The organism is Mesorhizobium sp. WSM3626, from assembly GCF_000513935.1.
GTDB classification, from domain to species: domain Bacteria; phylum Pseudomonadota; class Alphaproteobacteria; order Rhizobiales; family Rhizobiaceae; genus Mesorhizobium; species Mesorhizobium salmacidum.
The window spans coordinates 81,439-94,794 of the sequence record NZ_AZUY01000011.1; the positions used below are offsets into that span (position 1 = coordinate 81,439).

Annotated in this window: 15 protein-coding genes; 7 read left to right on the forward strand and 8 right to left on the reverse strand. The window is 64.8% G+C overall.

Going from position 1 to position 13,356, the window contains the following annotated elements:
• The first annotated feature begins 39 nt into the window (after positions 1–39).
• Entirely contained in the window at positions 40–2,637 is a 2,598-nt protein-coding gene (locus M653_RS0111450) for a TIGR02302 family protein (RefSeq protein WP_027143482.1), read from the forward strand.
• A gap of 26 nt (positions 2,638–2,663) precedes the next feature.
• Here M653_RS0111450 and M653_RS0111455 read toward each other — a convergent pair whose 3' ends face one another.
• Positions 2,664–3,542 carry a LysR substrate-binding domain-containing protein gene (locus M653_RS0111455; RefSeq protein WP_027143483.1) on the reverse strand — a complete coding sequence of 293 codons (879 nt, stop codon included), beginning with the start codon at positions 3,540–3,542 and terminating at the stop codon, positions 2,664–2,666.
• A 220-nt stretch (positions 3,543–3,762) separates the two neighbouring features.
• Between M653_RS0111455 and M653_RS0111460 the strand changes: the two genes are divergently transcribed.
• Complete coding sequence (locus M653_RS0111460) at positions 3,763–4,710, forward strand: DMT family transporter (protein WP_027143484.1); 948 nt, start codon at positions 3,763–3,765, stop codon at positions 4,708–4,710.
• On the opposite strand, the gene M653_RS0111465 is transcribed toward M653_RS0111460, so the two are convergent.
• The 3 genes from M653_RS0111465 to M653_RS0111475 all read right to left on the reverse strand — a co-directional run bounded on the left by M653_RS0111465 (position 4,711) and on the right by M653_RS0111475 (position 6,365).
• Positions 4,711–5,082, reverse strand: a complete 372-nt coding sequence (locus tag M653_RS0111465) for a response regulator (protein WP_027143485.1) — start codon at positions 5,080–5,082, stop codon at positions 4,711–4,713.
• 75 nt (positions 5,083–5,157) lie between these two features.
• Positions 5,158–5,700 (reverse strand): hypoxanthine phosphoribosyltransferase, encoded by a 543-nt coding sequence (hpt, locus tag M653_RS0111470; protein WP_027143486.1) that lies wholly within the window; start codon positions 5,698–5,700, stop codon positions 5,158–5,160.
• 23 nt (positions 5,701–5,723) lie between these two features.
• Positions 5,724–6,365 (reverse strand): hypothetical protein, encoded by a 642-nt coding sequence (locus tag M653_RS0111475; RefSeq protein ID WP_027143487.1) that lies wholly within the window; start codon positions 6,363–6,365, stop codon positions 5,724–5,726.
• Positions 6,366–6,553: 188 nt separating this feature from the next.
• On the opposite strand from M653_RS0111475, the gene ftsE reads away from it, so the two are divergent.
• From ftsE to M653_RS0111490, 3 genes are all read left to right on the forward strand, one after another.
• On the forward strand, positions 6,554–7,213 hold the full coding sequence (gene ftsE, locus M653_RS0111480) for a cell division ATP-binding protein FtsE (protein WP_010911739.1): 660 nt from the start codon (positions 6,554–6,556) through the stop codon (positions 7,211–7,213).
• A complete protein-coding gene (locus M653_RS0111485; RefSeq protein WP_027143488.1) occupies positions 7,206–8,192 on the forward strand; it encodes an ABC transporter permease in 987 nt (328 codons plus the stop codon). The genes ftsE and M653_RS0111485 overlap by 8 nt, the downstream gene beginning before the upstream one ends.
• Positions 8,193–8,301: 109 nt before the next feature.
• Positions 8,302–9,027: a YdcF family protein gene (locus tag M653_RS0111490; RefSeq protein ID WP_027143489.1), complete on the forward strand. Its 726-nt coding sequence runs from the start codon at positions 8,302–8,304 to the stop codon at positions 9,025–9,027.
• Between the two features lie 7 nt (positions 9,028–9,034).
• Here M653_RS0111490 and M653_RS0111495 read toward each other — a convergent pair whose 3' ends face one another.
• The 3 genes from M653_RS0111495 to M653_RS0111505 are packed head-to-tail and all read right to left on the reverse strand — an operon-like array spanning position 9,035 to position 10,775.
• Positions 9,035–9,667 (reverse strand): pyridoxamine 5'-phosphate oxidase family protein, encoded by a 633-nt coding sequence (locus tag M653_RS0111495; protein WP_027143490.1) that lies wholly within the window; start codon positions 9,665–9,667, stop codon positions 9,035–9,037.
• A 25-nt stretch (positions 9,668–9,692) separates the two neighbouring features.
• On the reverse strand, positions 9,693–10,163 hold the full coding sequence (locus M653_RS0111500; RefSeq protein ID WP_027143491.1) for a DUF1348 family protein: 471 nt from the start codon (positions 10,161–10,163) through the stop codon (positions 9,693–9,695).
• A gap of 60 nt (positions 10,164–10,223) precedes the next feature.
• Positions 10,224–10,775, reverse strand: a complete 552-nt coding sequence (locus tag M653_RS0111505; RefSeq protein WP_027143492.1) for a peroxidase-related enzyme — start codon at positions 10,773–10,775, stop codon at positions 10,224–10,226.
• 101 nt (positions 10,776–10,876) lie between these two features.
• Between M653_RS0111505 and M653_RS0111510 the strand changes: the two genes are divergently transcribed.
• The gene (locus tag M653_RS0111510; RefSeq protein ID WP_027143493.1) at positions 10,877–11,782 is read left to right on the forward strand and encodes a LysR family transcriptional regulator; all 906 of its coding nucleotides are present in this window, start codon (positions 10,877–10,879) and stop codon (positions 11,780–11,782) included.
• 77 nt (positions 11,783–11,859) lie between these two features.
• Complete coding sequence (locus tag M653_RS0111515) at positions 11,860–12,648, forward strand: 1-acyl-sn-glycerol-3-phosphate acyltransferase (protein WP_027143494.1); 789 nt, start codon at positions 11,860–11,862, stop codon at positions 12,646–12,648.
• Positions 12,649–12,667: 19 nt separating this feature from the next.
• Here M653_RS0111515 and M653_RS0111520 read toward each other — a convergent pair whose 3' ends face one another.
• The gene (locus M653_RS0111520) at positions 12,668–13,294 is read right to left on the reverse strand and encodes a LysE family translocator (protein WP_032935221.1); all 627 of its coding nucleotides are present in this window, start codon (positions 13,292–13,294) and stop codon (positions 12,668–12,670) included.
• Positions 13,295–13,356: the final 62 nt, after the last annotated feature.

Consider the following 13,356-nt stretch of genomic DNA (forward strand, 5'->3'; position numbering starts at 1 on the left):
CCGGTCCTTTCAGGGCGGAACAGGCTCTAGGAAGGGCCGATGACGCAACGACCCATCTTCAGCAACGATCGCGGCCTGGCCGGACGCCTTGCCTTGAGCCGGCTGGCGACGCGTGTCGCGATGACCGTCGAGCGCGGCTGGCCGCTGCTGCTCCCGCTCACGGTTATTGCCAGCCTGTTCCTCAGCGTCTCCTGGTTCGGTATTTTCCCTCGGCTGCCGGATGTAGCGCGCATCGGCCTTATCGCCGTTTTCGGCCTGGCAGGGCTGGCCGCGCTTTATCCGCTGCGCTTTTTCCGCATGCCTGGCGCCACCGAGGTCGATCGCCGCATCGAGGCCGCCAACAGATTGCTGCACAGTCCCGTACAGGTGCAGAGCGACCGGCCCAGCGGCCAGGAAAGCAGTTTCTCGCAGGCGCTCTGGCGCGAGCATCAGAAGCGCATGGCTGGAAAGCTCGACGGTCTCGGCGCCGACCTGCCGCGCGCGCGCGTGCCGGAGCGTGACCCCTGGGGACTTCGCGCCGTGGCGGCGCTCCTGCTGGTCACCGCCTTCGCCTTCTCCTTCGGGCCGACCGGCGGCAGGATAGCAGACGGTTTCAGCGCACACGGCACACTCGACACCGTGCCGCCGCGCATCGACGCCTGGGTGACGCCGCCGGCCTATACCGGCAAGCCGCCGATCTTCTTGACCGCTGATGCCAACCAGGCGACGCCGACCTTCACCATTCCGGAAGGCAGCGATGTCTCGCTGCGTGTGACCGGTGGATCGGGCGAGGAAACGCTTGCCTATGCCGACAAGGATGGCAACGCGCGCGCCATCGAACCGCAAGCCGTCGCCAAGCCTGCGGCAAGCCCGGCGGTGCCGGCCCCCGCCTCATCCTCGAAGATACGCCAGTTCAACGGCAAGCTGACCGGCGACGGCACGCTGACGCTGAAGTCGGGCGACGACCAGCTTGCCCGCTGGGCCTTTGCCGTGCTGCCGGACAAGCCGCCTCAGATCCGCTTCGTCGGCGAGCCCAAGCGCGCCGCCAACGGCGCCTTCGAGCTCAACTACCAGATCGACGACGACTACGGCGCCGCCACCGCCAAGGCGGTATTCGCGCTGGCCGATCCGCAGGCGCCAGATGCGCATCCACTCTATGGCCCGCCTGACATGCCGCTGACGCTGCCTCGCCGCGGCGGCAAGGCGAATGCCGCCCGCACCACGAAGGATCTGACCGAGCATGTCTGGGCCGGCGGCAGCATCAAGCTGACGCTGGTCGCCACCGACGACGCCGGACACACCGCGTCCAGCGAGACAAAGACGCTGGTGATGCCCGAGCGGCCGTTCGCCAACCCGCTGGCGCGCGCCGTGATCGAACAGCGCCGCCTGCTCGCACTCGACGCCAATGCCAAGCCGCGCGTGCTCGACCTGATGGACGCCATCACGCTGCGGCCCGAAGACACGTTCGACAACATGTCCCACTACCTCGCCATCATGAGCGCGATGAGCCGGCTGAAACTGGCCGGGAACGACGATCAGCTGCGCAGCGAGGTCGCTTATCTCTGGGAGATCGCGCTCGGCATCGAGGAGGGCAACCTCTCGGCCGCCGAAAAGCGGCTGCGCCAAGCGCAGCAGGCGCTGCAGGACGCCATCAAGAACGGCGCCAGCGACGCCGAGATCGAGAAGGCGATGAAGGAACTGCGCGAGGCGATGAACCAGTTCCTGCAGGAATTCGCCGAACGCGCCAAGCAGAACCCGAACGCGCCGCAAATGCAGCAGAACGGCCAGGAACTGCGGCAGAGCGATATCGACCGCATGATGGACCAGATCGAGAACCTGGCCAAGTCGGGCGATCGCGACAAGGCGCAGCAATTGCTGTCGCAGCTGCAGGACATGATGAACAACCTCCAGGCCGGCCGCCAGCAGCAGGGCGGTGAGCAGGACAGCCAGATGCGCCAGCAGATGGACAAGCTCGGCGAGATCCTGCGGCGCCAGCAGGAGATGATGAACGACACGTTCCGCATGGACCAGATGCAGCGCGGCGAGCGCCAGCGTGGCGAGAACCGCGACGAGCAGCTTGGCCAGGGCGGTGGCGAGGAGCAGGACAAGCCAGGCGTTGGGCAGGACCGCGATCCGCGTGCCAGGCAAAAGTCGATGACGCCGCAGGAATTCGCCGATGCGCTGAAGCAGTTGCAGGAAGGCCAGGGCCAGCTGAAAAGCGATCTCGAGCAGCTGAAGAAGGGCCTCGAAGGCATGGGCATGGAGCCCAATGAAGGATTTGGCGAGGCCGGCAAGTCCATGGGCAGCGCCGAGCAGGCGCTTGGCGAGGGCCAGGGCGACGAGGCGGTCGGCCACCAGGGCCGGGCACTCGAGGCGCTGCGCAAGGGCGCCAAGGACATGATGAAGCAGATGCAGGCCATGCAGGGCGACCAGGGCGGCAGCCAGCAAGGCGGTCGTCAGCAGGACGCCGACCGCGACCCGCTCGGCCGGCCGCGCGCCAGCCAGGGTCCTGATTTCGGCGATTCGGTGAAAGTGCCCGACGAGATCGACGTGCAGCGCGCCCGCCAGATCCTGGAAGCGATCCGCAAGCGGCTCGGCAACGCGCTCAGCCCGGACATCGAGCGTAGCTATCTGGAACGGCTGCTCGAGCTGAAGTAGCAGGCGGCGGGAGCAACTGGCGACGTCTATGACGCGGCGGGTTGGACCTGTCTGTTGACGAACGCCTCGCGGATCGCCTCCTGCATGCCGTCGATCGCCTCGCCTGACGCATTCGGGTTGCGATGCATCACCACATTGGACGCATCGATGTCGCCGAACCCGTCGGCTGCAGTGAGTTCGCGGCAGTCCGCCGGAATGTTGCTCCGCGAAATCGGCGCGATCGCCAAGCCTGAAGTGACGGCGAGCTTCAGGCCGCCATTGGTGTCGCTGGTATAGGCGACGCGATAGGCAAGGCCGCGCTGCTCCAGCGACTTGATGGCGAAATCCTTACACCAGCCGGCACGGTTGTAGAGCGCGATCGGCAGCGGCTGTTCCTCATGCACGTGATGCAGGTTCGACGTCACCCACACGGTTGGGTCGTGCATCAGCACCTCGCCACCGGCAAGGTCCTGCCATTCGAAGACCACGGCGAGATCGAGCTCACCGGCGGCGAGCGCCGCAACCTGCGCCCACGAATGGGCGTAGCGCACCGTGACTTCAACCTTTGGATGCCGCTTCGAGAATGCGCCGAGCGCACGCGACAGTATGGCGTGGCCATATTCCTCCGGAATACCGATACGCACCGGCCCGCCCAGCGGCGCCGCCGCCATTGACGCCGCCGTCTCGTCGAGCAGCGCGACGATGCGGCGGGCATTGACGATAAGTTCGCCGCCACGCCGCGTCAGGGCGACGCCACGTGAACCGCGCTCGAACAGGCTGTCGCCGACCAGCTCTTCGAGCTTCTTCATCTGCATCGATACGGCCGACTGCGTGCGGCCGGCCTGCTCGGCGGCCCTCGTGAAATTGCCGGCCTCGGCGATGGCGACAAAGGTGCGCAGGAGATCGCTGTCGAGGGCTGGCCGCATCGCATCCGTCATAAGCAAAGTTGATTGCTGGCATCATTCCAATTCGTTTGCAACATGTCAAACACCGGGCGATAGTCGCCTCACCCATTGGATATGCGGCCGCGAAATCGGCAGCGGACCAATCAAAGAGTCCTCACTCGTGCCCGCTGCCCGAAAACGGTGGCGGGTTCTTTTTGATCTGGAGGGTCACCGGATCGTATGCGCGGGAGCCTGGACGCGGATGCAGAATAGGATGGTGCGCGGCATCCTGAGCCTGTGCCTGGGCGTGCTGGTCTTCTCGCTGCAGGACCCGCTCGTCAAAGCCGTGTCGAGCGGCTACCCGGTGACCGAGGTGATGGCGATCCGCTCGATCATCGCCCTGCCGATCCTGATCCTTCTCGTCCATGCCGATGTCGGGCTGCGCGCCATCCTGTCGCGGCGCTTCGGCATGCTGACCGTGCGCGCCTTCATCCAGTTCACGTCCTACACCGTCTATTACCTGGCCATCGCCGCCCTGCCGCTGGCCGACGCCGTGGCGCTCTATTTCATGGCGCCGCTCTGCATCATGGCGATGGCCGGCCCCTATCTTGGCGAGCGCGTCTCCTGGCAGACGCTGGCAACCGTGCTGATCGGCATGCTTGGCGTCCTGGTGATGCTGCGCCCCGGCGCCGGACTGTTCGACTGGGCGGCCTTGCTGTCGCTGGGCTCGGCCGTGCTCTACGGATTTTCGCAATTGATGGCCCGCAAGATCGGCGACACCGAATCCTCCACCGTGATGGCCTTCTACCAGAACGGCGCCTATCTGACCGGCGCCGCCGTGGTCGCCGGCACGTTCCACCTCGCCGGCATAACCCACGCCGTCCACCCGAGCCTCGAATTCCTGGTGCGGCCGTGGATCTGGCCGACACCGCCGGATTTTCTCAAGATGGCGGCGTGCGGTTTCGTCGCCTCCGCCGGCATGATCCTGCTCTCGCAGGGGTACCGGCTGGCGCCGGCCAACCGCGTCGCCACGTTCGAATATACCGGCATCCTGTGGTCGCCGCTGTGGGGTTTCCTGTTCTTCGCCGAGGTACCACGCTCGACGACCGTGATCGGCGCGGCGCTCATCATCGGCGCCGGCCTACTGGCGCTCAACACCGACCGGCGGACCAGCCCGGCGCCGGCGCTTGTCGCCAGGGATCCGGCCTGATCAGGCGAAGCAGATCAGCGCCCGTTCGACGCGCGAACGGATCTCGGCCAGCGTGAAGGGCTTTTGCACGACATCGAGGATAATGCCGTTCAATTCCTCGGCGCGCTCGCGCTGGTCGGCATAGCCGGTCATCAGCATGATCTTCATCGCCGGGAAAAGCGCCGCGGCCGCAACTGCCATCTCGATGCCGTCCATCTCCGGCATGCGGATGTCGGAGACGACGAGATCGTATCCGCCATGCGCGGCCTTAATCAGCGCCAGACCTCGAGCGCCGTCGGCGGCGATATCGATTGCGTGGCCGGCGCGTTCGAGCGCGCGGGCTGCGAGGGTGCGGACGGACTCATCGTCCTCGACGATCAGAAGCTTTGCCATGGCCGGCATATTTGGCGGGCAAAAGTTGACTTTTCCTGAAAGCGGAGCCGGTCGGGAAGTCTTTTTGGAAGCCGCTCAAACGTCGCCTTTGACGACGCCCACGAATGGCAGTTCGCGGAAAGCATGCGAAACATCCATGCCGTAGCCGACGACGAAATAATCGGGGCAGTCGAAGCCGACATAGTCGGCATTGAGCGCGGTCTGGCGGCGCATGCGCTTGTCGAGCAGCACGGCGATGGAACAGCTTTTCGCGCCACGCGACAGCATCAGGTCGCGGGTGAAGCTCAGCGTCTTGCCCGATTCCAGAATATCGTCGATCAACAGCACGTCGCGGCCGGCAACCTCGTTGTCGATGTCGCGCAGTACCCTCACCTCGCCGCTGGTGGTGCCGGCGCCATAGCTGGAGATGAAGATGAACTCGACTTCCGGCGACAGGCCGACATCGTGCATGGCCCGGATCAGGTCGGCGGCGAAGATGAACGAGCCTTTCAGCACCGAAATCACCAGCAGATCGTGATAGTCGTGCCCGGCGATCTCCTTGGCGAGTTCGAGATTGCGCCGCGCGATCGCCGATGCCGAAAACAGGACTTCGATGTCCTTGCCGCGTACGATGGGCATTGATGGTCTTCCCCGGTGATCGCCTACTCGGCGAAAGTAACCAAAACGGTTCTTACGCCGTTCTTAGGCACGTCGAGCCGGCTGGCAAAGCCGAATCTTTCGCCGGATGCCAGTGAACGGCCTGATGTCCCCAACGTATAGCGGATTGTGCGCCCGTCCTTGCCCGTCACGCGGATTTCGAGCGGCGGCAGGGTCGCGGGGCCCATCCCGTCGTTCGCCGCCTCCCCATCGACGAACAGCACCGGGTTCGTGCCGGAGACGTCGACGCGTGACGTGACGCCTGAAATGGTCAGCGCCGACGCTTGCGCGCCGGCGAAGAACGGCGCCTGGCGCACCAGCGCATGGCCGCCGGAGACCCAGAAGGCGGCAAGAGCGGCGCCGACGCCGGCGATCCAGAAGATCGGCCCACCGCGTGATGCCGGCCGTTTCGCTGGCGCTTCCGGCTTGCGCAGCATGTCCATGCCCTCGATGGGCGGGGTGACGATCGCACGCGGCGGTGGTGAATCGCTTTCCACCGCAGGAGCAAGGCGCGGCATCACTTCATAGTCGGCATCGATGATATCGGCCGCCGGACCGCGCACGATCCGGTCCGCCACGGCAATTGCCGGTGGATCGGTCATGATTTCGCCGGAAACCGGGCGCGCGGTTCGCTGGTCAGCCATCATGGCCCAGTATTGCACCTGTTCGCTTTTCGTTTCTTTTGCGTAAACACAAATGGTTAACGCTTCCCCACCGGAGCTGTCGTGACAAGCCGAAACAACCCAGGAATTAACCGCCGGTTAACCATGCCGGCCGATGGTCTTTTCGCAGAACAGGCCGGCTCGCCGCCGGCAGGAATTTCAGGTCGCCGAAATTGATTCGCTTCGAAAATGTCGGCCTCCGCTATGGCATGGGTCCGGAAATCCTCCGCGACATCTCTCTGCACATACCGGAGCGCTCCTTCCAGTTCCTGAGCGGGCCTTCGGGTGCCGGCAAGACGACGTTGCTGCGCCTTTTGTTCATGTCGCTGAAGCCGACGCGTGGACTGATCACCATCTTCGGCAAGGACCGCTCGCGCATCTCACGCACCGAACTGCCGCATCTGCGCCGCCGCATCGGCGTGGTGTTCCAGGATTTTCGCCTGCTCGACCACATGACCACCTATGAGAATGTTGCTTTGCCATTGCGCGTGCGCGGGCGCGAAGAAGCGAGCTACCGCACCGATGTCACCGAACTGTTGAAATGGGTGGGGCTCGGCGAACGCATGCATGTGCTGCCGCCGGTTCTGTCAGGCGGCGAGAAGCAGCGCGCCGCGATCGCGCGCGCCCTGATCGAGCAGCCGGAGATCTTGCTGGCCGACGAGCCGACCGGCAATGTCGATCCGCCGCTGGCGCGGCGGCTGCTGCGGCTGTTCATCGAACTCAATCGCCTCGGCACCGCCGTGGTGATCGCGACCCACGATCTTGGCCTTATGGAACAGGTCGACGCGCGCCGCATGATCCTGGCCGGCGGAAGGCTTGATATCTATGACTGAGCTATCGGCTGACCATTTCGAGGAACAGGATGCCGAGGCGGTCGAGGCAAGACCGCGCGCCCAGCGCAAGATGGCGCCGATCGTGCCCGCGCAGAACATTGCCGGCCGCGCCCTGGTGCTGGTCATCGCTATCATGACCTTCCTGTCCTGCCTGACCTTCGGCGCGGTGACGCTGGTGCGCGACACGGCCTCGGTTTGGGAAAACCAGATCTCGCGCGAAGCGACCATCCAGATCAAGCCGGCCGACGGCCTCGACATGGAGGCAGCGCTCAGCCAGGCCTCACAGATCGCCGGCGAATTCCCCGGCGTGAAGTCGACCCGGATCATCGACCGCGAAGCGACCGCCAGGCTCTTGGAGCCCTGGCTGGGATCGGGCCTCAACATCGACGACCTGCCGGTGCCGCGGCTGATCATCGTAACCATCGACGAGAACAGTCCGCCGGACTTCGCCGCCATGCGCGCCGCGATCACGCCGAAGCTGCCGAGTGCATCGCTTGACGACCACCGCACCTGGGTCGACCGGCTGGTGGCCATGGCCCGCACCACGGTGACCATCGGCGTCGCCGTTCTGGCCCTGATGCTGTCGGCAACGGTGCTGACCGTGGTGTTCGCGACCCGTGGCGCCATGGACGGCAACGGCCACATCATCGAGGTGCTGCATTTCGTCGGCGCCGAAGCGCGCTTCATCGCGCGCGAATTCCGCCGGCATTTTCTGGTCACCGGCATGAAGGGCGCGGCCGCCGGCGGAGCGGCGGCGGTGCTCGTCTTCATCGTGTTTTCCTGGTGGTCGTCGCGCAATATGGCAACGCCGCAGGCCGATCAGGCCACCGCCTTGTTCGGCAACTTCGCCATCGGCTCCGCGGGCTACCTAGGTGTCGTCCTGATGGTGCTGGTGATTGGCGCGCTGACGGCGGCAACTTCGCACGCCACGGTCGTCGCCTATCTCAGCGACATCGACGTTCGCCAACCCGACGCATGAAAGGAACTCGTCTTGGCGTGGATCGAAAGAGCGCGATCACGGATGGAGAATTCGCGTAACGCAAAGTGCGTCTTTTACCTATCAAAGGCCGCATTTCGGGATTAACCATATGACCATGGACGTGCGGGACTCGACCGGGACGGCTGGACAGCTGCCAGTGGTGGTTGCCCGTTGGCGCGGCCATGGCAGACTTAGCCATTTAAGGACCGCCCTGCGTCTCTTCGCCGTCTCCCTGTTTGTGCTCGCAACAGTGTTCGCTGGCGGCTTCGGCTGGTTTGCCAGCAAGGTCAGCCATCTGACCACGCCCGCCAATCCGGCCAAGGCCGACGCCATCATTGTGCTGACCGGCGGCCAGTCGCGCCTCGACGCGGCGATGGAGCTGCTGGCGTCCGGCAAGGGCGAGCGGCTTTTGATCAGCGGCGTGCATCCCTCCGCCAGCCGTCACCAACTCCAGGCGGCGACCGGCGGCGACAAGAAGCTGTTTTCCTGCTGCGTCGACATCGACCGCGCCGCGCTCGACACGATCGGCAATGCCGAGGAAAGCGCCAAATGGGTGGAAAACCATGCCTATGGCACGGTGATCCTGGTCACCAACAATTATCACATGCCGCGCAGCCTGCTGGAAATGGGCCGGCTGCTGCATGGCGCCAAGCTCGAACCCTACCCGGTGGTCAATTCCAACCTCGATAACGGCAATTGGCTGACCAAGCCGCGGGCGGTGCGCGTGCTGTTCACCGAATACACCAAATACCTGCTGGCGCTGGCTCGCGGCATCATCCCGCTGAAGCCGACGCCTGAAGGCATCGCGCTGGCCGAGACCGCCGCCGGCGGCTGAGCCCGTGTCATTGCTTGGCGCCAGCCCCTGAAACGCCCTTGAGGCGCGCGATCTCTTGCTCAAGGTCCTGGATGCGCCGGTCGCGCTCGCCAAGCGCCGCCGCCACATCAGCCGCCTCGAAGCGCTGCGGTATATGTTGCGGGCAATTGGCATCCCACGCCGAGACGGTGAACAGGATGACCTGTTCGGGACGCGCCTTGTAGTCCGGCGGCATCAGCCGCGCCGTCAACCCGGCGTCGTTTTCGACAACGCGTGCCGTGCCCCAGATCTTGATGCGCTGGCGCATCATGTAATCGATCAGGAACAGGAAGGCCCTCGGATTGTCGGCCAGATTGCCCTGCGTGACGAACTGCTTATTGCCGGAAAAATCCGCGAAGCCGATGGTCTTCTCGTCGAGCACCTTGAGAAAGCCGGCAGGGCCGCCGCGGTGCTGGATGTAGGGCTGGCCATCGCCATTGGCCGTCGACAGGAAGACGCTGGTCTGCACTTCGATGAAGGCGGCGAGGTCCGGTGTGATCGCCGACTGCCAGCCGCCGCGCTCCTCGACGCGGGCGTAGGACTGACGCGAGCCCTTACGCGCCTGGATCGCCTTGACCGTCGGCGTGAAGGCGACATCGCTCGTAAAAGCGTGTGCGTTCATCGAAACCTCCTTGCATGAAACGTTTCTAAAGGCCGAGCTCCGACAACGTCGGATGGTCGTCCGGCCGCCGGCCGAGAGGCCAGCGATATTTGCGCTCGGCCTCGGCGATCGGCAGGTCGTTGATGCTGGCGATGCGCAGCCGCATCAGCCCGTGCTCGTCGAATTCCCAGTTCTCATTGCCGTAGCTGCGGAACCATGAGCCGCTGTCGTCGTGCCATTCATAGGCGAAGCGCACGGCGATGCGGTTGCCGTCGAAGGCCCAGACCTCCTTGATTAGCCGGTAGTCGAGTTCGCGTGTCCATTTGCGCGTCAGGAACGCCTGGATCGCATCGCGGCCTTGCAGGAACTCGGCGCGGTTGCGCCAACGGCTGTCCGCCGTATAGGCGAGCGCCACCCGCGCAGGATCGCGCGAGTTCCAGGCATCCTCGGCCATGCGCGCTTTCTGTGCTGACGTCTCGGCGGTGAAGGGCGGAAGCGGCGGGCGGCTCTCAGACATGGGATTTCCTCTGCGGCATGAAGGTTGAGGCCGGCGGGCACCGCCGCCCCTTTTCCGGATTCAGGCAGCATCGCGGGCGGAAACAACCGGAAAATCGATCTCCGTCTGGGCAACCTCGTTGATGTAGTTGGTCCAGACGTTTAGGGCGACATGCTGGACGATCTCGATGATCTCCCCGTCGTCATAGCCCGCGAGCCTGACAGCGGCGAGATCCTCCTGGCCGACATGCCCGCGGCTTTGCGCTACTCCGGCGGCAAAACGCACCGCCGCGGCCGCCTTGGGATCCGTGGAGCCGCCATGGCGGTTGGCGATCATCTCGGCATCGTCGAGCCTTGCAAGGTTTTTGCCGAGATAGGTGTGGGCGGAAAGACAGTAGTTGCAGCCATTGATCTCGGCGACCGCCAGCGCGATGCGCTCGCGCGTCGGCGCCGGCAGCCGGCCCTTGGCCAACGCTCCCATCATGCCGATATAGCCTTCCAGCGCGGCCGGACTGTTGGCGACCACCCGAAACAGATTCGGGACGACACCGAGCTGTTTTTCCACCGCCTGCAGCATGGGCAGCGCGGCGGCGGGAGCGTTTGCGATGGACGAAGGCGTGGCAATGCGGGGCATGGAGATTTCCTTGTTGAGGTACCCCGCCTATATGCAGCCTTCCATGTTGCGGATGTAGATGTCATATTTGCAATCAATCCTTCCATTTTCTGGAAGAAATGATGGATCGTCTCGAAGCCATGTCCCTTTTTGTCGCGGCAGCGGAAGGCGGCAGCCTTTCCGCCGCCGCGCGCCGTTCGGATGTTCCGCTGGCAACGGTCAGCCGCAAGGTCTCCGATCTGGAGCGCCATCTGAAGACACGCCTGTTGAACCGCTCGACGCGGCGGCTGACACTGACCGATGCGGGCCATGCCTATCTCGCTGCCTGCCGCCGCATTCTCGACGAGGTCGGCGACGCCGAGCGCACCGCCGGCGGCGAATACAGCGCCCCGACAGGGGAACTGATCATCACCGCGCCGATCGTCTTCGGCCGCCTTCACGTGTTGCCGGTTGTCACCGAGTTCCTCGCCGCCTATCCCCTGGTGGATATCCGCCTCACGCTCGGCGACAGGATAAGCCAGTTGGCCGAAGACCATATCGACCTCGCCGTCCGCATCGGCAGGCTGCCGGATTCGCGGATGGTCGCCATCAGGGTCGGCTCGATCGGTCATGTTGTCTGCGCAAGCCCGGCCTATCTGGCCGGACACGGCATTCCTGGGACGCCGGGAGAGCTCGAGACGCACAGCTGCATCACCTTCGAGGGCCTTGGCTCGCTTGCCACCTGGACCTTCACCGTGGACAAGGCTGATTTTGTCGTACCGGTCCGCTCAAGGCTTCGGGTCAACACCGCTGAGGCGGCGACCGATGCGGCGATCGCCGGGGTCGGGTTGACCCGGGTGCTTTCCTACCAGATCGTCGCCGCCGTACGATCAGGAACACTGCGCCCCGTGCTCAGGGATTTCGAACCCGAGTCTTGGCCGGTAAACCTGGTGCATGCGGGCCAGGGCCGGCTGCCGGTAAAATTGCGCGCCTTCCTCGACTTCGCCGCCCCACGCCTGAGGGAACGGCTGGCGCAGGCGACCTGGTAGCACGGGCAGTATCGCACCGTTTCCTTTTTCCCCGCGCTTGGTGTAACCAACGCACACTTCCTCACCGGACCTCCCCCATGCTTTATGTCAGATCGCTGGCGTTCAATTTCGTCTTCTACGTCAATCTGATCGTCCAGATGATCCTCTGGACCCCGTACTATTTCCTGTCGTCCCGCCACCGCGCCTGGTTCGTGCCGAAATTCTGGTCGCGCACCTCGATGTGGCTCTATGACAAGATCGCCGGAACGACAAACGACATCACCGGGCAGGAAAACCTGCCCGAGGGCTCCTTCATCCTGGCGCCCAAGCACCAATCGTTCTGGGACGCTATCGCCTTCTTTCCTTACCTCCATGACCCGCTTTACATCCTGAAGCGCGAGCTGACCTGGATCCCGTTCTTCGGCTGGTATATCTTGAAGATGCGCATGATCCCGGTTGATCGCGGCAGCCGCTCCAAGGCGCTGAAGGCCGTGGTCGCAGCGACCAAGGAAGAGATGGCGCGCAACCCGCGCCAGTTGATCATCTATCCCGAGGGCACGCGCCGGGCGCCGGGCGACGAGCCGGCCTACAAATACGGCATCGTCGAAATCTACACGCAGCTTGGCGTTCCGGTGGTGCCGGTCGCCCATGTCGCCGGCCTCTATTGGCCGCGCCGCAAGTTCCTGCGCTATCCCGGGACCGTCAAGGCGCGCTTCCTGCCGCCCATACCGCCTGGTCTGGGCAAGGACGAGTTCATGGCGCGGCTGATCGGCGAGACCGAGGCTGCCTGTGACCAGCTTCTCGTCGAGGCATCGCGCGCCCCCAATCCGCCGGCCCTGCCGCCAACGGCGATCAAGCGGCTTCGGGAGCTGGGCACGAAGGCCTGAAGGCTCTCCGGCCAAGCCGTCAACCGTGCACCGCCAGCGCCGTGGTCAGCAGCAGCGTCGCGGCAAAAGTCAGATTGATGATCCGCGAGGCGACAGGCCGGCGCAGGAAGCGCGAGAACGCCGCACCGGCAAGAAGCCACACGGCATGGATGACAACGATCATCACCGCGAGAACGGTCAGTTTCGTCCACAGCCGGAGCTCGGCATCGCCCGCGCTCGACGAAGCACCCGCGAACACGGCGGCGATCGCCACATACGCCTTCGGGTTGGCCACCGCGAGGAGAAAACCGGCCAGCCATGTCGGGCGCGACGCGTCGGCGGCGCGTACAGCCAATGGCGGGGCGGTGGCGATCTTGAAGGCGAGATAGAAGATGTAGGCCGCGGACGCGCCAACCAGCAACGGCGCCAGCTTCGGCATCGACCCGAGCACCGCCATGACACCGGTCGCCACGACCAGCAGCACGGCGATCGTGCCCAGCACGATGCCGCCGGTGTAGCGCAGCGAATCGCGCAGGCCGAAGGCGGCGCCAACGGCGGTGACGCTTATCGTCGCCGGCCCCGGGCTACCCATCACCACGGTGGCGGCCAGCAACAGCGCAAGCAATTGGCGCCAAAGCTCCGGCTGCGAAACAAGCGATCCGGCCATCTGATCCTCCGCCCTGCAACCCCGTGCGAAGGACGGTATGGCAAGGCATGAGGATCGTCTTG